Source organism: Timaviella obliquedivisa GSE-PSE-MK23-08B, from assembly GCA_019358855.1.
Classification (GTDB): domain Bacteria; phylum Cyanobacteriota; class Cyanobacteriia; order Elainellales; family Elainellaceae; genus Timaviella; species Timaviella obliquedivisa.
In genome coordinates, this window is the sequence record JAHHII010000013.1 from 55,007 (window position 1) to 77,948 (window position 22,942).

At 48.3% G+C, this 22,942-nt stretch carries 17 protein-coding genes; 7 read left to right on the plus strand and 10 right to left on the minus strand.

Annotation, left to right across the window (positions count from 1 at the left end; translation table 11 throughout):
- Positions 1-263: 263 nt before the first annotated feature.
- From KME11_18940 to gyrB, 4 genes are all read right to left on the minus strand, one after another.
- Complete coding sequence (locus tag KME11_18940) at positions 264-1,841, minus strand: NAD(P)H-quinone oxidoreductase subunit 4 (GenBank protein ID MBW4517289.1); 1,578 nt, start codon at positions 1,839-1,841, stop codon at positions 264-266.
- Positions 1,842-1,876: 35 nt separating this feature from the next.
- Entirely contained in the window at positions 1,877-3,949 is a 2,073-nt protein-coding gene (locus KME11_18945) for an NAD(P)H-quinone oxidoreductase subunit 5 (GenBank protein MBW4517290.1), read from the minus strand.
- Positions 3,950-4,238: 289 nt separating this feature from the next.
- Positions 4,239-4,391, minus strand: a complete 153-nt coding sequence (locus KME11_18950) for a hypothetical protein (protein ID MBW4517291.1) — start codon at positions 4,389-4,391, stop codon at positions 4,239-4,241.
- 1 nt (position 4,392) lies between these two features.
- Positions 4,393-6,333, minus strand: a complete 1,941-nt coding sequence (gyrB, locus tag KME11_18955) for a DNA topoisomerase (ATP-hydrolyzing) subunit B (protein ID MBW4517292.1) — start codon at positions 6,331-6,333, stop codon at positions 4,393-4,395.
- Between the two features lie 229 nt (positions 6,334-6,562).
- Between gyrB and miaA the strand changes: the two genes are divergently transcribed.
- Complete coding sequence (gene miaA, locus KME11_18960; GenBank protein ID MBW4517293.1) at positions 6,563-7,483, plus strand: tRNA (adenosine(37)-N6)-dimethylallyltransferase MiaA; 921 nt, start codon at positions 6,563-6,565, stop codon at positions 7,481-7,483.
- Positions 7,484-7,595: 112 nt separating this feature from the next.
- On the opposite strand, the gene KME11_18965 is transcribed toward miaA, so the two are convergent.
- Positions 7,596-9,329, minus strand: a complete 1,734-nt coding sequence (locus KME11_18965) for a mechanosensitive ion channel (protein MBW4517294.1) — start codon at positions 9,327-9,329, stop codon at positions 7,596-7,598.
- A 666-nt stretch (positions 9,330-9,995) separates the two neighbouring features.
- On the opposite strand from KME11_18965, the gene KME11_18970 reads away from it, so the two are divergent.
- Entirely contained in the window at positions 9,996-10,460 is a 465-nt protein-coding gene (locus KME11_18970) for an SRPBCC family protein (protein MBW4517295.1), read from the plus strand.
- A gap of 33 nt (positions 10,461-10,493) precedes the next feature.
- On the opposite strand, the gene KME11_18975 is transcribed toward KME11_18970, so the two are convergent.
- Positions 10,494-12,296: an aspartate kinase gene (locus KME11_18975; protein MBW4517296.1), complete on the minus strand. Its 1,803-nt coding sequence runs from the start codon at positions 12,294-12,296 to the stop codon at positions 10,494-10,496.
- Positions 12,297-12,569: 273 nt separating this feature from the next.
- Positions 12,570-13,700 (minus strand): Gfo/Idh/MocA family oxidoreductase, encoded by a 1,131-nt coding sequence (locus tag KME11_18980; GenBank protein ID MBW4517297.1) that lies wholly within the window; start codon positions 13,698-13,700, stop codon positions 12,570-12,572.
- 197 nt (positions 13,701-13,897) lie between these two features.
- Here KME11_18980 and sbcD point away from each other — a divergent pair, with 197 nt between their 5' ends.
- The 3 genes from sbcD (at position 13,898) to KME11_18995 (ending at position 18,891) form a co-directional block, all read left to right on the plus strand.
- Positions 13,898-15,217: an exonuclease subunit SbcD gene (gene sbcD / locus KME11_18985; protein ID MBW4517298.1), complete on the plus strand. Its 1,320-nt coding sequence runs from the start codon at positions 13,898-13,900 to the stop codon at positions 15,215-15,217.
- Positions 15,218-15,739: 522 nt separating this feature from the next.
- Positions 15,740-16,969 (plus strand): septal ring lytic transglycosylase RlpA family protein, encoded by a 1,230-nt coding sequence (locus KME11_18990; protein ID MBW4517299.1) that lies wholly within the window; start codon positions 15,740-15,742, stop codon positions 16,967-16,969.
- A 323-nt stretch (positions 16,970-17,292) separates the two neighbouring features.
- Entirely contained in the window at positions 17,293-18,891 is a 1,599-nt protein-coding gene (locus tag KME11_18995) for a serine/threonine protein kinase (GenBank protein ID MBW4517300.1), read from the plus strand.
- Between the two features lie 10 nt (positions 18,892-18,901).
- Here the strand turns inward: KME11_18995 and KME11_19000 are convergent, their stop codons facing one another.
- The 3 genes from KME11_19000 to ruvB all read right to left on the minus strand — a co-directional run bounded on the left by KME11_19000 (position 18,902) and on the right by ruvB (position 21,611).
- Entirely contained in the window at positions 18,902-19,774 is an 873-nt protein-coding gene (locus KME11_19000) for a universal stress protein (protein MBW4517301.1), read from the minus strand.
- A gap of 186 nt (positions 19,775-19,960) precedes the next feature.
- Complete coding sequence (locus tag KME11_19005) at positions 19,961-20,158, minus strand: NblA/ycf18 family protein (GenBank protein ID MBW4517302.1); 198 nt, start codon at positions 20,156-20,158, stop codon at positions 19,961-19,963.
- A gap of 349 nt (positions 20,159-20,507) precedes the next feature.
- Positions 20,508-21,611, minus strand: a complete 1,104-nt coding sequence (gene ruvB / locus KME11_19010; GenBank protein ID MBW4517303.1) for a Holliday junction branch migration DNA helicase RuvB — start codon at positions 21,609-21,611, stop codon at positions 20,508-20,510.
- Between the two features lie 443 nt (positions 21,612-22,054).
- Here ruvB and KME11_19015 point away from each other — a divergent pair, with 443 nt between their 5' ends.
- Together KME11_19015 and KME11_19020 are read left to right on the plus strand one after the other, a co-directional pair.
- On the plus strand, positions 22,055-22,300 hold the full coding sequence (locus KME11_19015; protein MBW4517304.1) for a hypothetical protein: 246 nt from the start codon (positions 22,055-22,057) through the stop codon (positions 22,298-22,300).
- Between the two features lie 88 nt (positions 22,301-22,388).
- The gene (locus tag KME11_19020) at positions 22,389-22,898 is read left to right on the plus strand and encodes a hypothetical protein (protein MBW4517305.1); all 510 of its coding nucleotides are present in this window, start codon (positions 22,389-22,391) and stop codon (positions 22,896-22,898) included.
- Positions 22,899-22,942: the final 44 nt, after the last annotated feature.

The window sequence follows — 22,942 nt, forward strand, 5'->3', positions numbered from 1 at the left end:
CCTTCTAACTAACTTCTAACTAGTAGACTGCGGCGTAAGTACAGCCATCATTATCACGTTTAAGATGATAGGCAAGGAGTTTAAGCCTCTTGTTCGTTAGTAGGTGGTACGGCAGGGGCTACTAGCTACCTTTTAACTCATAGGTGTCTTGGGGTTAATATTTTCTTAAGTTTGCTGTTTAAGGAAAAAGGGAATTAGGTAAGGTAGGAAAGGCGGCTCTAGAGCCGCCTTTCCTACCTTACGAGTTAAAAAGACTTCCTTTCCTAGTCAAGTGCTGGGGCTTGGAGAACAGCAATTGACTTTGATTGCTCTTGCCATTCTGCCACCGTGGTCAACGATCGCTGTAACTGAGCCGTAATGGCTTGAGTCTTAACGTCGTAAATCTGAGTCAACAGCTTAGGATAAAAGCCAATCCCAATGATGGGGATCAAGAGACAGGCAATGATAAAAACCTCACGAGGCTCAGCGTCAATTAGCGCTTCATGAGACGTGAGTTCTTTATTTTCAGGGCCATAGAAAATCTCCCGCAGCATAGAGAGTAGATAGATAGGAGTTAGAATGACCCCAACCGCCGCCAAAAGCACCACAATAACCTTGAAGGTCAGGTCGTAGGCAGAGCTAGTAGAGAAACCTACAAACACCATGAGTTCTGCCACAAAGCCGCTCATTCCAGGCATTGCCAAAGATGCCATCGAACAAGCGGTAAACATGGCAAAGATGCGAGGCATTTTTTGCCCCACTCCACCCATTTCATCCAAGATGAGAGTATGGGTGCGATCGTAAGTTGCCCCGACTAAGAAGAAAAGACTAGCGCCAATCAAGCCGTGGGAAACCATTTGCAGCACCGCACCGCTTAAGCCCAGGTCAGTAAAGGACGAGATACCAATCAGCACGAATCCCATGTGGGAGATAGAAGAATAGGCAATTTTACGTTTGAGGTTGCGCTGGGCAAAGGAAGTTAACGCTGCATAGATAATGTTGACGATTCCTAAAATGATCAGCACAGGGGCAAAGTAAACGTGCGCCTCTGGTAACATCTCCACGTTCATCCGAATCAGGGCATACCCGCCCATCTTCAGCAAAATACCTGCTAAGAGCATGTGAACTGGGGCAGTTGCCTCGCCGTGAGCATCGGGGAGCCAGGTGTGAAGGGGGAATATAGGGAGCTTGACCGCGTAGGCAATGAGAAATCCAGCGTAGGCGAAAAGCTGGAACTGCAACGGAAAATCCTTTTGCATAAGCGATCGCATATCAAAGGTGACGGTATCACCATAAAATGCCATCGCCAGTGCCGCTACCAAAATAAACAGTGATCCCCCTGCCGTGTACAAAATAAATTTGGTCGCTGCATACAACCGCTTCTTACCACCCCAAATTGACAGGAGCAGATAAACCGGGATCAGTTCTAACTCCCACATGAAGAAGAACAGCAGCATATCTTGAACCGCAAAGACTCCAATCTGACCGCCATACATCGCTAGCATCAAGAAGTAAAAGAACTTCGGCTTGAGCGTAACAGGCCAAGATGCCAAGATAGCCAGGGTCGAAATGAAGCCTGTCAGTAAAATGAGCGGCATGGAGATGCCATCTGCCCCGACCGACCAACGCAGATCGAGAGAAGACACCCAGGAATAACTTTCTACCAACTGCATCTCAGAGCTAGAAAAATCGTACTGGGTGTAGAAAGCGTAGACCATGAGAGCGAAGTTAATTAACCCCACTATCAAGGCATACCAGCGAACCGTTTTACCATCCTTATCTGGAATTAGTGGAATGAACAACGCTGCAATAATAGGGAAGAGAATTAGGGTGGTTAGCCAAGGAAAAGTAGCAGTATTCATGGCGATTTTGTCTCAGTAGTTTGTCATTGCAGCCATTAGGTAATACCAGAGACGAGGACTAACCCTAGCACTGCCCCAAATACAATCAAGGCGTAGAACTGTACCCGTCCACTCTCTAGATACTTTAGGGATTCACCAGTGACAAGGGTGACGAAACCCGCGAGGTTGACTACCCCATCGACAATGCGAATATCTACTTCTAAGACCTGACGAGCTAGGCGACGGCTCGGTTGAACAAACAGGGTGTCATAGAGTTCGTCAAAGTACCACTTATTAAGTGAGAACTGATAGAGGGGTTTTATTTGGCTCACAAATACCCCGGCATCAATCTTCCGAGTCAAGTAAAAGAGCGAACTTAACGTAATCCCAATCAACGCAATCCCAACGGAGCTACCTGCCATCGGCAGAAACTCTGCCCAGTCCACCTCATGGGGCACCTCGGTAATCACTTCGCTTGCCGGATGAATAAAGGCTTCAAAGTAGTTGGCAAAGGGCGTGCCGACAAGACCAATAACTATTGAGGGAATGGCTAAGGCAATTAAGGGCAGGGTCATTGAGAGAGGAGATTCATGAGGAGAACCCTGATGATGTTCGCCATGATCGTCATGCTCCCCATGTGCCTCAGAGTCCAAGGTTAGTTCTTGAGGATTCATGGCACCCGGACCTAAGGACATCCCCATTTTTTGCAGTTGAGCAACCTTAAGCTGTCGCTTAATGTCTTCATTATTACCTCGGAAGTCGCCTTCAAAAGTGCTGAAATACATTCGAAACATATAGAAAGCAGTAATTCCAGCCGTTAGGAAGCCGATGCCCCATAGCATTGGATTGGCAGCATAGGTTGCGCCCAAAATCTCGTCCTTTGACCAAAAACCGGCAAAGGGAGGAATCCCGGAAATTGCTAAAGTACCAATGAAAAATGTGATGGAAGTAATGGGCATATACTTCCGTAAGCCACCCATTAGCCGCATATCTTGAGCCAATGCCGGGTCATGACCTACTACTGATTCCATGCCATGAATGACCGAGCCTGAACCCAGAAACAGCATTGCCTTAAAGTAGGCGTGAGTCATCAAGTGGAAAAGTCCTGCTCCATAAGCGCCAACGCCCATAGCCATGACCATGTAGCCTAATTGCGACATAGTGGAATATGCCAGCCCCTTTTTAATGTCGTTCTGGGTGATGGCAATGGTAGCGCCGATAAATGCTGTGACAGCGCCTGTCCAGGCAATCACGCTCATGGTTGCAGGCAAATTTTCAAAGACGGGGTACATCCGCGCCACGAGAAAGACACCAGCCGCTACCATGGTCGCTGCGTGAATGAGCGCCGAAATTGGGGTGGGGCCTTCCATGGCATCGGGCAGCCAGACGTGAAGAGGAAACTGAGCAGACTTTGCTACAGGGCCTAGGAAAACCAGGATGGCAAAGAACGAGGCTAGACCTGCGCTGAGAGCGCCTGACTCAACAAGTGACTGCAGACGATCGCCCATGACATCAAATTCAAAGCTGCCCGTAGACCAGAACAGTGCCAATATTCCTAAAAGCAGCCCAAAGTCACCAACGCGGTTAACAACAAACGCTTTTTGACAAGCATCTGCCGCAGCTTTGCGATCGTACCAAAAGCCAATAAGCAGGTAGGAACACATGCCTACCAGTTCCCAAAAAATGTAAACCTGCAAAAGGTTAGGACTAAGAACTAAACCCAGCATCGAAGAAGTAAACAGGCTGAGGTAGGCATAAAACCGGACATAGCCCGGATCATGTGCCATATAGCCATCCGTGTAAATCATCACAAAGAACGCTACAGTCGTGACAATCACTAGCATCATTGCTGTCAGGTGATCGACCGTATAGCCCATCTTCAGGTGAAAATCTCCTGCTGCTGCCCAGTCAATTAAATGCGTGTAGGGCGCATGTCCTTGAAGCTGACTCGACAGCAGGGCAAAAGACAGCACCATTGCCGTTCCACAAAGAGACACAATAAACCCTGAACTTAAGCTCCGGAGTTTATTGACCGTTTTACCGTAAGAAACTAAACCTAAGCCTAACAAAGTCGCTCCTGCCAGAGGCAGAACCGGGATAATCCAGGCAAGTTGATAAATAAATTCCATAAGTCACGCCCACTCCACAGCGCTCTATCGAGCTGGCAAAACCGCTTTTATTGTGGCATACCTAAGCTCTATAAAATTCTTAAACCAAGATGAAGTTCTCTTTAAAGTAATGACATCCAGGTTTGTAACGATAGGTTAAGACAAACTTCACCCAAGCCCTGTTCTAGCACAGTGTGGAGTAGGTGAGGGGAAAGAACTGTTCACAGACAACTTCTTAAGAGAAAATCCCCAGTTTCTCGAAAAAGTTGGGGATCATCAATTTATAACCATTCTGCTTTGATAAATTCCTCTAAGCTTGAGGCAAATTTGGAAACTCAAACAGCCGACTGACCTTAATCCAAAACCCTTTGACCACATCTTCGCCGATCGCTCCATATTCTAAACTCAGAATCTCCTCTACCGCCTCATCTTCTAATTCAAGTAAGGCGGGCTGAGTATCCATGTTAGATATCTAGATCCATGAGGTTGAGTCTAGGACCATAGGTTTCGATAAACTCGCGGCGAGGTGCCACCCGATCGCCCATCAGCACGGTAAAGATGCGATCGGCTTCGGCAGCATCTTCAATTTCAATCCGCTTCAGTGTCCGGCTTTCGGGGTTCATGGTGGTATCCCACAACTGCTGCGGCATCATTTCGCCCAAACCTTTGAACCGCTGGATTTCGTACTTGGCATTTTCAGGAAATCCAGCAATGATCTGGTCGCGTTCGCGCTCACTATAACAGTAGTAATGGTTGCGTCCGCGCTCTACTTTATAAAGAGGAGGGCAAGCGATATAAATATAGCCTTGCTCCACCATTGCTCGTCGATAGCGGTAGAAAAACGTCAGCAGCAGGGTGCGAATGTGCGAACCATCTACGTCAGCGTCGGTCATCAGACAGATCCGGTGATAGCGGAGTTGAGTAGCATCAAACTCTTCGCCTTTAATGCCTAGCCCTAGAGCCGTAATCAGCGCTTGAATTTCGGTGTTTTTGTAGATCTTGGCATCATCGGTTTTTTCGATGTTGAGGATTTTTCCCCGCAACGGCAGGATTGCTTGGAACCGACGATCGCGCCCTTGTTTTGCCGATCCTCCTGCCGAGTCTCCTTCCACAATAAAGATTTCCGACTCTGAAGGATCACGTGAGCTACAGTCTGCTAGCTTACCCGGCAGCGTTGAAGACTCAAGCACCGACTTCCGCCGCACTAGTTCACGAGCACGACGTGCCGCCTCAGCCGCGTTAAACGCTTGAATGGCTTTATCAAGAATTGAATCAGCAACGCCTGGGCGAAACTCCAGGTATTCACTGAGGACTTCACCCACCAAAGAATCGACAATGCCTCGGACTTCGGTGTTGCCCAGCTTGGTTTTGGTTTGTCCTTCAAATTCAGGATCAGGAACTTTAACCGAAATAACGCCTGTTAGACCTTCCCGGACGTTCTCACCCGCCAGGTTAGATTCACCTTCTTTGATTTTGTTGCGTTTGCGGGCGATCGAGTTCATCGTCCGCGTCAGGACTGCCTTCAAGCCTTCCAGGTGAGTCCCGCCATCAATGGTACGAATATTGTTCGCAAAGCCCAGCAGCGTGTCGGTGTAAGCATCTTCACACCATTGCAGCGCCACTTCAATTTGGACATTGTTCCGCTCACCTTGCACATAAATCACCTCGTCATGCAAGGCTTGCTTGTCCTTGTTCATGTAGGCGATGTATTCCCGAATGCCACCTTCGTAGTAATAGGTTTCGACATGGGGCTGATGGTTAGGCAAATCCTCAATGCGGTTGTCGGTGAAGATGGTTTTGACACCGCCATTGAGGTATGCCAATTCCCGGAGACGACCCGCTATCGTGGTGTAGTCAAAGGCAATACCTGTGGTAAAAATAGTCGTGTCGGGCAGGAAGGTGACCGAAGTACCTGTACGATCGCCCCCAATCGATTCGACCTGAAGTTCGCCCGTAGGAGCACCGCGATGATATCGCTGGGTATGCAGCTTGTGGTCACGCCAGACTTTAACTTCTACATGCTCAGATAAAGCATTAACGACAGAAACACCGACTCCGTGCAGTCCACCCGAAACCTTGTAGCCGCCGCCGCCAAATTTACCGCCTGCACCTAACACAGTCATAACTGTTTCTAGGGCAGATTTGCCAGTTTTGGTGTGAGTATCGATAGGAATACCGCGTCCATCATCAACTACCGTGACGGAACCGTCAGCGTTCAAAGTCACCAGAATTTCCTTACAATGCCCGGCAAGCGCCTCATCAACGGAGTTGTCTACAACCTCGTACACTAGATGGTGCAACCCTCGTGGGCCAGTGCTGCCAATGTACATGCCCGGACGCTTGCGAACATGCTCAAGCCCTTCTAAAACTTGAATCTGATCAGCACCATAATCTGTCGTCGTCATAGGATGAAGCGCTCCTCTAGCTCGTTTGAAGCCCCGTTAGACTTCAAAACATCAAAATATACCAAAATTATAACACAAAAGGGTTTGAGGGGATTTTAAGACCGTTTGAGATAAAGTTTGAAACCTGGATGGATCTGGAGTGTTTCCAGAGCATTCTTAATTCTTGCCTACTGAATTCTAATGAAGAAAACAGAATTTGCTACATCAATTTTAGCGGGGGGAGCAGCTTTTGAGTACTGAAGTACTATTTTCTTCACCCTTGATTGTCATCTGTGGCCCAACAGCAACTGGAAAATCGGGTTTAGCGATCGCCCTAGCCCAGCATCTCAGAAGCGCCATCGTTAGCGCCGATTCACGCCTGGTCTACCGAGAATTCAATATTGGCACCGCTAAACCATCTCCTAGCGAACAACAACAAGTCCCTCACTACTTAATTGACATCTGTGAACCGACAGAGACTTTGACCCTGGCAGAATATCAACGGCAGGCACGATCGGCGATCGCCTCCATCGAATCGCCTGCTCTATTAGTGGGCGGCACAGGCTTGTACATTCGCTCGATCGTCAAAGGGCTAAAGATTCCGCAAGTACCGCCTCATGCGGAATTGCGATCGCAGCTTCAAGCCTTGGGGCAGCCTCAGTGTTACGACTTCCTCTGCCAGGTCGATCCGGCATCTGCCTTAAAAATTCATGCTAATGACCAGGTGCGAACGTTGCGGGCGCTAGAAGTATTCTATGTAACAGGGCAACCCATCTCTCGGCAACAGGGCGAAGAGCCACCTAGCTATCCTATTTTGCAAATTGGGCTGGATTGCTTTGAGCCAGAGGCATTAGAGCAACGGATTGCCCAACGGACAAGTGACATGGTAGCCGCTGGGTTCGTGACAGAGGTGGAAGCGCTGTCAGAGAAATATGGGGATCTTCCACTGCTGAAAACCTTGGGGTATCGGGAGATGCAGCAATATTTGGCAGGTGAGGTGGATTTAGAGACGGCTAAAGCTTTGACAGTGCTGCATACTCGCCAGTTTGCGAAGCAGCAGCGCACCTGGTTCCGGGCTGACCCAGCGATCGCCTGGTTTGATTCAGCGTCCTCCGATCTGCTGCCTAAAGTCTGGGATTACATTCAGCATTTTTTAACTGAAGCCCAGTAGCACTGAAGCCCAGCAGCACTGAAGCCCAGCAGCAAAGCTCCCTAGACCATTAGAGAATCCAGGGAGCTTTTGTAATGCATTCTAATTTCGAGTGTTACCCACGAGTGTTACATCAAGACTTGCCATCTTCAAAGGAGTTGAGGAAGCCCCGAATTTTTTCTGCGGCAATGTCCCGACCGCCCAAGCCAAAAGCTAGCGCTACGGCGACTGCCACCGCACCCAGCAACAAACCAAAAGCCAGGTTAACAATGCTGCTAGCAATGCCCATTTGTTGAAGAGACATTGCTGCAACAAATGCCAAAATGCAGATGCGAGCAGTTTGACCCAGCAAATTAGCCTGACGCCCCCCCGAAAGAGTAATCAGTTTGAATGCCAGGTTAGCTAAGTACAGACCTACTGCAAAGATGGCGATACCAACCAAGACGCGCACAGAAACTGCCAAAATGCCATTCACTAAAGCGGTCAGGGCAGGCAGTCCTAAAACTTCTGTAGCAGTTACCACACCAAAGAGAATGATGCCAACCAGGGTGACAATGCCAACGATTTCCGAAGGGGTGCGGCTAGGCAGCAGGGCTTCAGTACGGGGGGTATTGATGCCCATGCCTATTTCATCAATCGGTTGGTCAATTGGTTGAACGGGTTGAACCACGATTGGTCGGACAGGGCGAGGCAGAGGGGGAATACCTAATAAAGAAGTAATATTGTTGAACCCAATGCTGGTCAAGATGTTAGCCACCAAGTCGGAGACAAATCGCCCAATAAAGTAGAATAGCGCCACGATTAGCCCTGCCGTTAGAATCTGGGGCAGTTTCGTGAGCACTTGGTTTAACATTGCCACCGCTGGAGTAGAAATGGCGGCAATGTCGAGGGCATTGAGGGCGGCGATCGCCGTCGGAATTAGCACCAGCACATACACAACCGTACCCAGCAGCGTCGAGAGCGACATTCCGCCCGCAGAACGGTTAAAGCCCATCCGTGCGCCTAATTGATCGGTGCCGATCGCTGCCAGCAAGTTAGTTGTAATGCCCTTGACGATCCGAGCCACCAACCAACCGATCGCCCCAATAATAATCGCTGTCAAAATCTTCGGTAGAGCCGACAGAATCTGATCAAGCAGATTTTGTACCGGAGTCAACGGCCCTTGCAGTTGCAAGACATCCAGCACTAACGGCAAGAAAAACAAGAATACAAACCAGTAGAGGGCGTTCCCCAAAGTTTCGCTAACAACGATTGGGCTTTCTCCACCCATGTCGCCAGTCTGCTGTCTCAACTTGTCGTCTAAGTTAAAGCGAGATAACCCAGTCGTCACTAGCGTCTTTGCCAGCGTTGCAATAATCCAAGCAACTCCTAGCAGCACAGCCGCAGAACCCAGACGGGGCAGATAGCTGAGGATCTGTTGCAAGAAGGCATTGAGGGGAGTTGAAACACTTTCAAGACGAAGCGCATTGAGGAATGCCACCAGTGTAAACGCCAAAATTAGCCAATAAACGGCTGTTGCCACCCACTTGCCAATCGGAAAGGGCGCTTCACCTCGGCGCTGACCCGCCATCCCTGAGACTCGGTGATCAATGCCCGTCTTTTTCAAAAGGCTTTGAATCAAACTCGCAACAATAGTTGCAACAAGCCAACCCACAATCAAAATAACCAGCGCTCCCAAGAAGCTGGGAATGAACTGACCAAACTGAAAGCCAGTCCCTTGAAAAAGTCCAGATGCCGCACTTGCTCCTGGCTGAATAGGTGCCGACTGAACAGGTACAGGCTGAACGGGTGCTTGAGCTAACCAAGATATCTGAAATAGATAAGACAGGTCTAACTCAGGGAAAACACCGAAACTGATTGCATTCATAATGACCTTAAACCGTAGATGGAGAATTCATCAAGAAAACATGAAGTCCGTTTGAGCGCTTATTGTAGAAGAGTTTGTCAAAAACCTCAAGATTTAGGTATAAGTGGGGAAAGTAGGATCTAAGCAAGATATCTTAACTAAGGTAATTTAGAATAATCAAAATCAGGGTGACTCAAGCTACTGCTGTCGAACGTTTAAGGCTGTTGTTAAATGTTTGAGAATATAGTTGGATTTGAGCGATCGCCAATCGCTTTCCTTAAAATCGTCCAAGTTTGTGCTAGAAGTCATTTTTCTAGGAGCTTCGACCCAACGACTTTAGAGCAAACGGATTGCTTTTCTAAAGCACACAAGACTAAAGCAAACAGGACAATGACGCAAATATTTTATGAAACCCACGTCACGATTTCACAATCAGACAATAGTCTTCGACCACTCTATTTTGCAACCGCCCCTTAGTAAGATGTAACCTTCCCGAACATTAGCCTTGGCAGAAAACCCTAAACCTTACAAAAACTGCACAGATTGCCGAAACCCACCGAGAACTTATCACTAAATTTGATCTGCAACTAGTGTTTTGCTTTACCAATCTCAAAAATAAAATCACAGAAGGGTAAATCTAGTTAAAGTAGCGTTAGTGGCATCCCGCATGTGGAGAAGATTACCCAAATGTCGTCTCACCAAGTTTTTGAACAATCGATACAAGTACGTGCCAGCGCCACTGCGGTCGAACAGTGCATTACCGATCCGGTATTAATGCATCGTTGGCTTAACCCGGCTCTTCGGTGTGAACCGATTGGAGAGTGGAGCACAGAGTTAGGGGCAAAAAGTCGATTTGTGATTCAGATTCCCTTGCTGCAACCCAGCCTCAACAGCGTCGTTGTAGAACGGAAGCCAGGACTAGTGGTATGGGAATTCTCGGGTTTTTTCCGAGGACGCGATCGCTGGGAATGTTTACCGACTGAAAAAGGCACCAGCTTAGTCAACCGCTTCGAGTTCCAGATTCCTAATGCGATCGTGCGCTATGGTTTCAACACCTTTGCCTTTAATTGGACAAAGCAAGATATGCAGACCCAGTTGCGGCGCTTAAAGCGAGTTGCTGAGCAAGAGTATCTCAAGACTGCTACTCCTTGAAGCGACTCCCTAAAAAGCTACTTTCCAAAACAGTCAGGCAGGCACGAAAATTCGTTCAGTCCCAGAAAGCTCAAAAGCCGCGTGAACTGCCTTTAACGCCTTCACCCCATCTTCTTCAGGCACCACGCAACTAATTTTAATTTCAGAAGTTGCAATCATCTGAATATTGATTCCTTCCTGAGCTAACGCCTCAAACATGCGTCCCGCCACTCCCGGACAGCCGACCATGCCCATGCCCACGATGCTAACCTTGGCGATCGCCTGATCCACCACCACTTCACCCATGCCCCAGTCCTGAGCCGCCACTTGCAGCAATGCCTGAGCATCCGTTGCATCCACCTGCGTCACCGTAAAGGCAATATCACGGGTTGCAACTCCATTGACCAATCGGCAACGCTGAGACTGAATAATCATATCAACGCTAATGCTGCGATCGGCTAACAGACGAAAAATCTTCGCTGCCATCCCCGGGCGATCGGGCACCTGCCGAATGGCTAGCCGCGCTTGCCTCAGGTCAAGAGCCGCGCCGCGTACTGGAGCCGATGAGGCTAGTACAGGGGCCGCAACCGGAGAACTGCTAACTTGGAACGTCTGGCAAAGAGCCGCGATCGCCCGATCGCAATCTGCGGCATCAATGGCGCAACTCACCTTTACCTCTGAAGTCGAAATCATTTGAATATTAATTCCAGCATCTGCCAGGGTAGAGAACAGCGTTGCGGCAACACCCGGTCGCCCAATCATGCCTGCGCCTGCAATGCTAACTTTGGCAATTTTGCGTTCTACTAATACCTCTGCTTCTCCAGCCGCCGGATCAAGATCGTGGCGCAACGCTGGGGCGATCGCTTCGGCAACCGCTTCGGCACGGGTCAAAGAATTGTGGGTGACAGTAAAGGCAATATCATTGGTATTCGCTTCATGAATCGATTGAATGATCAAATCAACATCCAAATCTTGCGTCGCAATTTCGCCAAATAACCGCGCTGCAATGCCAGGGCGATCGGGCACTCGCAGCAAGGCTACTTTGGATTGATCTAGATCGAACTCTACGGCATCAACCGGATGAGCAATTTCTAGTCCTGCCAGCGATCGCGGCTGAGGAATGGGCGATATGACGCGCGTTCCCGGCTCATCCGTCCAACTCGAACGCACCACCAGCAAAACGCCATAGTTCCGTGCAATTTCTACTGCTCGAGGATGCAGTACTTTTGCTCCCAAACTTGCCAACTCCAGCATTTCATCCGACGTAATTTCCGTCATCAGATGGGCATCTGGCACTATCCGAGGATCGGTAGTGAGAATACCGGGAACATCGGTGTAGATTTCGCAACAGTCGGCTTTCAGAGCAGCGGCTAGAGCCACGGCTGACGTATCAGAGCCGCCACGCCCCAACGTCGTAATCTCTAGTTCATCCAAGCTGCTTGTGCCTTGGAAGCCCGCAACTACCACCACTTTTCCATCTGCCAAATACCGCTCTATCCGCTCAGTTTGAATGCTGAGAATGCGGGCGCGGGTGTGTTCAGCTTCAGTAACAATGCCCACCTGTCCGCCCGTCATTGATATCGCTGGCTGACCCATTTCTTGCAGCGCCATACTCAAAAGCGCGATCGTCACTTGTTCGCCAGTAGACAGCAGCATATCCATTTCCCGCCGATTAGGGCTGGGCGAAATGTCGTGTGCCAATTTCACTAGTCCATCAGTGGTTTTGCCCATCGCCGAAACAACCACAACCACGGAACGACCTGTCTGCACAGTTTGTTTCACCCGCTGTGCCACAGCCTGAATCCGCTCAACTGAACCAACCGATGTGCCGCCATACTTTTGAACAATCAGTGCCATATTTTCTGTGTTGTGAAGCGATCGCCAAATTCTAAAATCGCTTGCCCCTAGGCTACAACCATACCAAGATTTATTCCGGAAGTCTTAAACCGCTCTGCATTCTGCTGCTTCATGATACTTAACCCGCAATTCCTTGCCCGATTTACCATCGCTCCGCATAATGCTGTGAAGAGGTGCTGCTTCACCTTCGGGAGCGTCGGATGAAGCAGTGCTTCTCATTACCTATAGATCATGACCTATAGAGTCAAGGCTTATAAATAATTTCAGTTAAGCCTAAGTCAAAATCTTCTCTAAGTTTGGCACTTCCATCCAAGCATTTGCTTCATGGGACTGGTGCGTTAAGTCCATGAGCAACTGAGAATACACGCCTTCTCGCAGTGAGGGTGTCGGCGATTTCTTGCGGATATCTTGGAGCGATCGCCCTAACTCTATTCCCTGCACCCATCGATCAATCACCCGAATAAAGGGTGCCAGCCGCCCATCTTGATAAGTCTGCGAAAACGCTAGTTGCTCCGGAATTTCTAGCGCTTGCAAAGGCTGTCCGTTTTGGCTGCCCATGATGCGGAACCCGTGCACATAGTCAGTTTGATTATCGCTGCCTAAAATGAGCGTGCCCCGATCGCCATACACCTCGACCCAATGTCCCCGCCCTTGATAAGTAACTGCACTCAACGCCACCTGACACAATACGCCGTCTGCTAGTTCTAGCGTGATGCAGCAAGTATCGTCGGCATCTACAGGTTTAGCTTTTCTATCGGTAGGGTCAATGCGGGTCGGAATCGTAGTGCTGAGCCGACCGCTTAAGCGTTTGGCAGGCGCAAACAGCCAAGCTAAGTAATCAAAACAATGCGAGCCGATCGCCCCCAACGCTCCGCCTCCCTGGTCTTTGCGGGCGTACCAGTTCCAGGGCTTACTGGCATCGGCACGACCCGAAACAAGCCAATCGACTTTAACTAAGCGCTTTTGCCCGACATAACCATCTGCTAACAATTCGGCGAACCGCTGCCATGCCGGGACAAACCGAAACTCGAAGTCGAGGATGACGATCGCCCCATTCGTCTCCGCTAACTGATAAAGTTCAACGGCTTCTTGCACATTCAACGCTGTCGGTTTTTCCAGCAACAAATGTTTGCCCGCTTGCAGCACTTTTTTCGCCATGTCGTAGTGCAAAAAAGGCGGCGTAGAAATCGTGACGGCTTGTACTTCAGGCAGGGCAACCAGTTCTTCAATAGTTTGGCAAGCACGGGGAATAGCATGAGTTTGGGCGATCGCTCTACCCTTTTCTAAATCGCGGTGATGAACCGCCACAACTTCCGTGTGCGGATGAATTTGCAGCCCTGGAATATGAATTTTTTGACCAAAACCTGTGCCAACAACTGCAACGCCGATCGGAGAATGAGCCATGATAAAAGCCAGCCAAATTGAATCTCATTATGGTAATGGTTTTCAGGCTTAAGCCTAGAAGCCTTGCCAGAGAAGTCAGATCTAAAAACGTCTCTTAAGTCAAGCCAATCTAAAGCCATCTAGAATAGACGCAGACCCTCACCCGCTAAATGTTTGAGCAACTTCTAAGTACAGTCAGACTCGTTAGAAGCATCCTAATGATCAAAATTCTCCATCTTTCCGACATTCATTTAGGCAGCGGTTTTTCCCATGGACGAGTTAACCCCGAAACAGGTCTGAATAGTCGGCTAGAAGATTTTATTCAAACCTTGAAACGTTGCATCGATCGCGCTATTGCAGAACCCGTTGATCTGGTACTCTTCGGCGGCGATGCCTTCCCTGATGCTACACCGCCTCCCGTTGTGCAAGAAGCTTTTGCGCGGCAGTTTCGGCGACTGGTCGATGCTGATATTCCTACTGTTCTATTAGTGGGCAATCACGATCAGCACTCCCAGGGATCGGGCGGAGCAAGCCTGTGTATCTACCGAACTCTGGGCGTTCCAGGTTTTGTAGTGGGCGATCGTTTGCAAACCCACACCCTTCAAACCCGCAGCGGTGCTATCCAGATTATGACGTTGCCCTGGCTAACCCGCTCTACTCTCCTCACCCGCCCCGAAACTGAAGGACTCTCTCTATTAGAAGTGAATCAGCTGTTAATCGAGCGCCTCCGAGTCGCCATGGAAGGCGAAATCCGGCGGCTCGACCCTAACTGCCCCACTGTATTACTGGCGCACCTAATGACAGACAATGCCCGTTTGGGTGCCGAGAGGTTTCTAGCGGTAGGCAAAGGGTTTACTGTTCCCCTATCCCTACTGGCGCGCCCGTGTTTCGACTATGTGGCATTAGGACACGTTCACCGCCATCAAGTTTTGTCAGAGCAGCCCTATGTGGTTTATCCCGGCAGCATTGAACGAGTAGACTTTAGCGAAGAGTCAGAAGATAAAGGGTTTGTATTGGTAGAGGTGGAGCAAGGCAACACGCGCATGGAGTTTTGCCCATTGCCCGTGCGCAAGTTCTGTACGATTCGGGTTGATTTGTCTAAAGCTCATGATCCTCAGGAAATGTTGCTGCAAGCGATCGCCTCAGAAAATATTCAAGATGCTGTCGTCCGCCTGATCTACCAGCTTCGCTCAGAACAAATTGATCAAGTCGATAACACAGTGCTTCAGCAGGTCTTAGCCGTAGCACACACCTACAACATCCATGCCGAACTTGTCAGCCAGCTTGCTCGTCCACGACTGCCCGAACTCGGCACAGGGCATCACCTTGCGCCATTAGACGCATTGAAAACCTATATTGCAAACCAGCCTCACCTCGAAGACATCGCAGCAGACATGGTTCATGTGGCACAAGCTCTACTGTTGTCTGCGCATCAAGAGCAGGAAGAGACAGAAAAAGACCACCTTCTTGCTAAGGAAAGCAGCAAGCCAAATCTCAGATTTATAGAAGATGAGCCTGCTCAGTTAAGGCTGTTGTAGTACTAAGTTAATTGATGAGGAGAGATTATTCTGACAACTTAGTCCATATTGCTTATTTGCTTAATTAACAAAGAGTAAAGTTAACATAAAGTTTTCATGAAGTTGTTTTTACGCAAAGCCGAGCGATCGCCTTGCTAGAGAGGGATTAAGGTCTAAATTGAAAATGTAAAGATTGTGTAAAGTTAACTCGGCTTTTCCGTAACCCTGATCCCCACGGCAAAAGCTTCGTGTTAGTCTGTTGCAGTTCAGGAACAAAAGTGAATGCGTAACGAGTATGAGTTGGGTGTTATCTATGTTGATTCTAGTGCTCCCATTAACTTTCTCGAATCATGCTTCCGATAGAGCCTTGGTAATGCTGTTAAAGCATTTTGTATTGACAGCATTAGTTGAAATCTAAATCAACTCTCCTTTGCGCCGATTAAAGCAGTCCCTAGCTTCAATTCCTACGCTTTGCTTCAAGGTCTAATACCTTGCTTCAGGGTGGCTGCACTGGTTCTGTCTTGTTCTTTTCACAATGGATCTATGAATTTTAAAATTTGGAGCGGTCTTGCCGCTGTCTCTCTACTGATGACAATATTGGGACTTGCACTTCCTATCTATGCAAACCCCATAGCAGCATCGGCTGTAGAACCAGAGGATAATGTGACCAATGAGGTGGTTCAAGCGCCCCTTAATTCCCCGATCCAAGGTTCGGTGGTCAGCCCTTCTGTTGAAGAAACCAAGGTGGGTCAAGTAGCTTCTATGCTATCTGACGTTCTTGCAGAAGTTGAGGTTCCCCCAGCACAAGGCGATCGAGCTAATTCTGGCTCCTCTACCCCTGCTTCCGAGAGAACTGTAGCGACTCAAGCTAGCGTTGAAGCAGTTAAGGTGGGAGAGTATCAGTCTAGTGAACAGGCTGAAGACTCAGTAGCTGTTATGCAGTCTTATCGGTCAGAGGGTCGTCAGGCTGCAACAATCTATGTTCGCAATATTCCAGTCCTTTCGTTTTTAGGTTCGGAAGGCAACTCTAGCGGGGCTTCTAGCTCTTCCCTAGATACTGGTGTAAAGGTTGCTAGTTCTGCCGCCAACAGTGCTGTTAATGAAGTTGCAGTGCTTCAGTCTCGACCAGCAGATGCCAGCAGCGCCCCGGTTGAAAGTTCTAATGACCCGGCTGTGAGAGCAACGGCGATCGCTGCTCAAATCAATCAACTCCACCGTAATAGTATTGATGCCAGCAGCATTCGAGCCGTATGGGATGAGCCCAAACAACGCTACTTGATTAAGGTAGGCGAGGACACGTTAACCGCTATTGATCCAGCTACTATCTTGGCAGACACGACCCATAATGCAGAACAAGATGCTCTACAAGTGACTAATCGGTTGCGCCGATTACTAGGTGACGCTGAACCTTTGACAGAAGTTGAAGGTGCACCCCGGCGCGTCACTCAGGTTTCGGTAGGTTCCCTCCAACTCACAGTCAGCGGTTATGCCTCTTGGTATGGGCCTGGCTTTAATGGCAACATGAGTGCTAGTGGCGAGGTGTTTAATGAAAATGCCTTGACCGCGGCTCACCCCAATTTGCCGTTTGGGACACAGGTGCGCGTCACTAACATGGACAATGGGTTATCTGTACTTGTGCGGATTAATGACCGAGGGCCCTACGCAGGCGATCGCCTCATTGACCTTTCGGCAGGAGCCGCCCAAGTCATTGGTTTGATTAACTCAGGGGTTGCGCCAGTTAAGTTGGATGTACTGGGCACAGCGAGTCGTTAAAATTGCATTGAAATCTAGTTAAAGCTACATCCTTTCAACCTTGTTGAGAGGATTTTTTGTTATTTCCTAGGAGCGATCGCCTTTCAACCTGAGTGAGCAGAAATTGCCAGAATGAGTTCAATATTCTGCATTTGGGCACTCTCTACCTATTAAGAAATTGTTTCTGGTAACAGCAACTTTTCTAGGTGGTCTGACCTCGGTCGTCTGACATAGAGTAGACAGGACATTGCGGTTCATCTTTCTATTCGGTTCGCCACTCCACTTAGCCACCGATTAGTCCGACGTTTCAACAGTGACAGCTTTGGGTTGTTCAAATTTGCATGATGACAACAGACTATAATTTGGGTCGCACATTGCGCGATCGCTACAGATTAACCCGGCTACTGGGGCAAGGCTCGATGGGTCGTGTCTACGAAGCCGATGATGACGTTTTAGGCGATGTCCCTGTTGCAGTCAAATTTCTTTCACAAACTCTCCTAACCCGAGGAATGCTCGCTCGCTTTGAACAAGAGGCAAAAACCTGTGCTCAACTGGGGCAGCGCAGTATGCACATTGTCCGGGTCATGGATTATGGTGTAGACGAAGACGGCATTCCGTTTTATGTGATGGAATATTTAAAGGGTGAAAGTTTGACTGAAGTTATTAAACGCCAAGCGCTTCTACTTCCTCGCTTTTTAAACTTAACTCGCCAAATTTGTCTGGGGCTACAATGCGCTCACCAAGGTATCAAAATGGACGGGATGACTTATCCCATCGTTCATCGAGATATTAAGCCTAGCAATATTTTGGTGAGCCAGGATGATAGCCTGGGCGAACTGGTCAAGATTTTAGACTTTGGCATTGCCAAAATTCTTCAGTCTGAAGTTAGCCAAACGGGCTGTTTTATGGGCACCCTAGCGTACGCATCACCTGAGCAAATGGAAGGGCATGAGCTAGATGCTCGCTCTGATATCTACAGCCTCGGCATTATGATGTTTCAAATGCTGACAGGAGCGATGCCGCTGCTAGCGAGTACCCAGTCCTTTGGCGGATGGTATAAAGTTCACCATTTTCATCAGCCTAAGTCGTTTGAAGAGGCAGACCCCAATGCGAAGCTGCCTAAGCTGTTGGAAGAATTGGTAGTGGCTTGTCTAGCAAAAGCGCCCAGCGATCGCCCCCAAAATGTTGCACAAATCCTAGAGGCACTTAAGCCGTTAGAAGAACGCTATGGTGCGGGTCGAGAGGTTGCTCGTCGCATTGAAGCTTCTCTGAACCGCAAATTGCCTATTAAATCCGTTGCCCAAGATTGGGTCGAAGAGGCGCGCCCTTCGAGATACCCGCAAGGGGTCGTCTTGCAACCGAAAGGGTCAGATATCCTCTCTACCGATGAGGTTTTTCAGCTAGCTGCCTGGCCCAAAACCATGCCGATTGCCGAGATTGTGTTTCCAAGAGCCCTACCCTCACAAAATGGCAACTTGGCAACCCTTTGGGTCATGCTGCCCAAAGCCGAGATTGAGAAACGGATGGTTTGCACTCGCTACAATCAATTTTTGTTTATGGAAGCCCCTCACCCAATGGTGCTGTGGTTAACCGTGCTCTACAACCGAGAGCATGGGCCCCGCTGGTTGCCGTGTTACTTAGACCTGAAAACTACTTCAGGTAGACAAATGACAATGCTACTGGGCAATGCAGGCAAATACAATGTGCTTTTTTTCCAAAAACAGTCACCTGAGCATTGTATTAATGTGCAAGCCTCAAGCATTGCACCCGGACAATGCAAACTGTTGCGCGACTGGGCTAACCTAAGTACTTCAACACAGTCTCAACCTGTGCCAGATATCAGTAAAGAGCACCTAAAAGCAGCACTTGAAACTCTGAAGCCTAAAATTTTGATGAAGCTTGAGAGTATCCATAACAAAGGTGATGAGAGCTTAAGTTATTAAATAGATTGGTTTAGCCTTGGGCGGGTGGGAAGTAAATGACAGGGTGCCAACTTTTTCGGAGGATTTCGCCTGCAAAGCTAGGAGAAGAAATCTCAATGATTTTGCCTAAACTACCCGATGAAATGGCGATCGCGCTGACATTATGCTCCTGCGCTGCCACTAAAACTTCTTGAATGGCAGTTCCTTCTACAACTTCAGTGCTAACTCGTAAGTCCAACGCTATTAGCTCTTTTGAGGCTTCTGCTAACTTTGCCTGAGAAGCTTGTGAAAACTCAGTTTTGGGTAAATCTCGTCGTCCAGAAGTTTGATAAACCCAGCATAATAAACATTCTTCTAAAGAATCTTTAGGGCGGTTTTGAGCTTTTTGCTTAACTTGTTTTAACAAATAGTCTGCTGTTTGAGTACCGTCATAAGGAATTAGTAAATAGCGAAATAAGTGCCGACAGCGCAGATCTAGCTCTTCATCAGTGTATGCTCCTACCAATTGGGGGCGCAAAATCATTAATGGCACCGAAACCTGCTGGCACAGATCCATCAGAGTGCTACCCATCAGTTTTTCGGTGAGTAAACTGCGGGTAGGCGTACCTACTATGAGCAAATCAGGCTGGTAGGTTTTGATAGCGCTGAGGATCTGAGCAATAGGTTTTCCCCACTCTACCTGAACCTTAATATCTATGCCCTCGTAAGGAGAGAAAGTGAGGCGATCGCGCGCTGCTGCTACTTTCTGCTCATCAACACGAGGAATTTCGCGCGTGTCTAAAATAGGAATAACATGTAAAAAAGTAATTTGCTTAATGCCGCCTGCTGCCAAACTAGGCACAAAGTTACGCAGTCGATGTAAGCCATCTGACAAATCTGTACAAACTAAAAGGCGTTGAAACATGGCTAAAGATCCATTCAGCGAAGGTCAATGTCTCTTCCTCTTAACCTTAACACTACTGAATCCAACTGAAGGTTAGCCTGAAAACAATGCTTCTATTCTTGTATCGCAGCAATAGCGCCCCAGCATCACTAGCTCCTTTCCAATTAGGAACAAAGCTAAAGAGGGAGGTCGCTGACTGCAACCAAGCTAGTCGAACCGAGGCTGAGGTTCAAGACCCCATTCATGCTTGAGAAAATGCTTGTACATTGTTTCTCGCAACATCATCTGTTCGTAGAGCTTAACCAGAAAGTCTTGAGCTTGTTCATGGCTCATCCGATCAACCTGGGTTTCAAAGGAACGCAAACTAAACTGCTGTTCAAGCGATAACGCAATAGATTCATCCATGATCTCACTCCAAAGTGGTGAAGTAACAGAATAGTTGAAACAAACAAAATTACACCTGCGCTTATCTCGGGGTTGCCGCTAAGAATACCCAGAAGTAACCTTTGCTTCACTATATAACAAAAGATAACAATCGTTTGACAAATCAACCACCCTCCTATGGAGTATTTTTTGAATTGAGGTAGTTGTAGCAATTCCAGGTTGGAAAAGAAGTTTGCCTTGAACCATTTTTTTGAAGAAAGCTGCATTGCGCTCAAAACAGTTCCCTGCTTAAGGAGTTTGATGCTTACCTTTAATCTCTTAAAAAAATTAATCTCTTAAAAAATCTTAGAGAGTCCAGCCCAGCCTAGCCTTAAAATATTGGCAACTGAGTCTCGGGAAGCTCGTACCCCAAATGCTTCCAGGCGGCTGGAGTCGCAATTCTTCCCCTTGGCGTTCGTTGCAAATAGCCAATTTGCAATAAGTAGGGCTCATAAACTTCCTCAATGGTCTGGGCATCTTCGCCCGTAGCTGCTGCTAGCGTGTCTAGACCGACTGGACGACCGCCGAATTGCTCAATCATGAAGGACAATAACCGCCGATCTGTCCAATCTAACCCACAGGGATCAACATTAAATAACTCCAACGCCTCCGATGCGATCGCCCCACAAATTTTTTGTCCTGTCGCCTTGACTTCTACAAAATCCCGAACTCGACGCAGCAGCCGATTCGCAATTCGCGGGGTGCCCCGCGATCGCCTGGCAATTTCTTCTGCTCCATCCCCAAAAATTGGTGTATTCAAAATCTCTGCCGTTCGCAGCACAATCTCAGTTAGCTCATCAATTTCGTAAAAACGTAACCGTTGCACTAAGCCAAAGCGATCGCGCAAGGGTGAACTTAATGCCCCTACCCGCGTCGTTGCTCCCACTAAGGTAAATTGCTGCAAGGGAATACTGCGCGTCCTGGCACTCTGCCCTTTACCGATCGTAATATCTAACCGATAGTCCTCCATTGCAGGGTACAAAATTTCCTCTGTCATCCTCGGCAATCGATGGATTTCATCAATAAATAAGACATCTCCCGGCTGTAAATTGATTAGTAGTCCCACAATATCTCTCGGACGCTCTAGGGCTGGGGCGCTCGTAATTTTGCAGCCCACCTCCATCTCCGCCGCCAAAATTAGCGACATAGTGGTTTTTCCAAGTCCAGGTGGACCATACAGCAGCAAGTGATCTAACGTCTCATTACGAGATTTTGCCGCCTGAATTGCGATCATTAGTACTTCTTTGAGTGCCTTTTGTCCAACATAATCTGAAAGTTTTTGAGGGCGAAGAGTATCCTCGTGCTTGCCATATTCATCAGGAGTGACCGCTCCTTGCAAAATATCAGGCTCCATAGGCTTGCGCGGCGATCGCGCGGGCAGCAGATCGTCGTTGGAATGAGATTCGGGAGAAGGCTTTGAGGAAATGATCGCCATGATTGTCCATGGTACAGGCGTATCTCATCTTTGCATCATCTTTGTATCTACTAATTTTTTATCATTTTTCAGTAAATAGACTGAGAATAAATTGATTTTATACCAAGTAAGTCTCAGTATGTAAAGTTAAGAGGATGTCTGAGAAGTATCAAAGATTCTTACACTCGCCCCCTAACCCCCCACTTTGGGCAGTAGGGCTGATTCGTTAGTTGGAGAAAAAACTTAAATCCCGCATTGTTACGTTGCTCCTATTTTGATGGCTAACGAGATTATGGGATTCAAGCAGTTTTTCTCTTCTTAGAGAATCGTCCCTACCCACTTTGGGGGGCTTCCGAGCCACTCCTTCTTCAAAGTCCCCCAAAATGGGGGATTTAGGGGGCGGATTGGATAGCAACCTAGACTTCTTAGACAACCTCTAAGAACCTTGTAACAGGAGTAGGCTTTTGAGATCCCGTCATCTTCGTCTCAATCTCCATCAGTTTATTAGTATTGGACTTTTAGGTGCTACGGCAGTAGCGCTAGGACTGGCATGGAATTATGTTTCCACTGCCGCATACCCAACGGCTTCACCCATTGAAACTCATTCTGCAAGTATTCCGTGGCTGCAAGACCAAGCGACTTGCGAAAAGACCGATCGCTCTTGGTACAACGAACAATGCTGGGACGACCAACATGACCCTAGCTTTTGAGGAATTTTTAAGGGAGGCTCTGTACACGATCATCACGGTGTAACAGATGCTACAAGTAAAGGATACTCCTTAATTTTTATCTAAAAATATGACCGAAGCCATCACCTTTGAGCAAGCGATCGCCCTGACTCAAAACTTGCTTACCCAACTTGAGCAACTATCAGAACCAGAAATTCAAGCTGCTATTGCCACTCTAGTCAGCACCGAGAATGGCGCTAGGGGCTTTTTCGTGACGTATCTCACAGACGATCGCTCCTTTGTCGACCAGCCTACTGACGCGGTGATTAAGGCGCTCCAGACCTCGCCCTTCATTGTGGCTGAACTATTGGTCAAAAACTTGGCAATGTCAACCGGTATCGCGATCGCCCATCGTCGTAATAGTAACGAAGCCATGGCGCGAGGCTCAGACCGGGTACAGCGACGAACGGCTGAGTTAATTCAGCGCGTCCAACTGCCTGAAGTAGCGGAGAAAGCAGCCCAGCTTCAAGCCAGTGCCGAAACCGGAGTGGGTGAGTATCAAACTTTTCTGGAGCGTTGGGGATATGACGCAGAGCAACGGCAGCAGATTGCTCAGGTGATGGGATTAATCTGTGGGTGAAGAGACGAAGCTCTGGGCTGAGGAAATTTAACCTCTGGCAATGT

What these genes read in the sequence shown, in the direction of transcription:
- KME11_18940 (MBW4517289.1), bottom strand. Translation starts at nt 1,841, where the DNA reads ATGAATACTGCTACTTTTCCTTGGCTAACCACCCTAATTCTCTTCCCT.
- KME11_18945 (MBW4517290.1), bottom strand. Translation starts at nt 3,949, where the DNA reads ATGGAATTTATTTATCAACTTGCCTGGATTATCCCGGTTCTGCCTCTG.
- KME11_18950 (MBW4517291.1), bottom strand. Translation starts at nt 4,391, where the DNA reads ATGGATACTCAGCCCGCCTTACTTGAATTAGAAGATGAGGCGGTAGAG.
- gyrB (MBW4517292.1), bottom strand. Translation starts at nt 6,333, where the DNA reads ATGACGACGACAGATTATGGTGCTGATCAGATTCAAGTTTTAGAAGGG.
- KME11_18965 (MBW4517294.1), bottom strand. Translation starts at nt 9,329, where the DNA reads ATGAATGCAATCAGTTTCGGTGTTTTCCCTGAGTTAGACCTGTCTTAT.
- KME11_18970 (MBW4517295.1), top strand. Translation starts at nt 9,996, where the DNA reads ATGTCGTCTCACCAAGTTTTTGAACAATCGATACAAGTACGTGCCAGC.
- KME11_18975 (MBW4517296.1), bottom strand. Translation starts at nt 12,296, where the DNA reads ATGGCACTGATTGTTCAAAAGTATGGCGGCACATCGGTTGGTTCAGTT.
- KME11_18980 (MBW4517297.1), bottom strand. Translation starts at nt 13,700, where the DNA reads ATGGCTCATTCTCCGATCGGCGTTGCAGTTGTTGGCACAGGTTTTGGT.
- sbcD (MBW4517298.1), top strand. Translation starts at nt 13,898, where the DNA reads ATGATCAAAATTCTCCATCTTTCCGACATTCATTTAGGCAGCGGTTTT.
- KME11_18990 (MBW4517299.1), top strand. Translation starts at nt 15,740, where the DNA reads ATGAATTTTAAAATTTGGAGCGGTCTTGCCGCTGTCTCTCTACTGATG.
- KME11_18995 (MBW4517300.1), top strand. Translation starts at nt 17,293, where the DNA reads ATGACAACAGACTATAATTTGGGTCGCACATTGCGCGATCGCTACAGA.
- KME11_19000 (MBW4517301.1), bottom strand. Translation starts at nt 19,774, where the DNA reads ATGTTTCAACGCCTTTTAGTTTGTACAGATTTGTCAGATGGCTTACAT.
- KME11_19005 (MBW4517302.1), bottom strand. Translation starts at nt 20,158, where the DNA reads ATGGATGAATCTATTGCGTTATCGCTTGAACAGCAGTTTAGTTTGCGT.
- ruvB (MBW4517303.1), bottom strand. Translation starts at nt 21,611, where the DNA reads ATGGCGATCATTTCCTCAAAGCCTTCTCCCGAATCTCATTCCAACGAC.
- KME11_19020 (MBW4517305.1), top strand. Translation starts at nt 22,389, where the DNA reads ATGACCGAAGCCATCACCTTTGAGCAAGCGATCGCCCTGACTCAAAAC.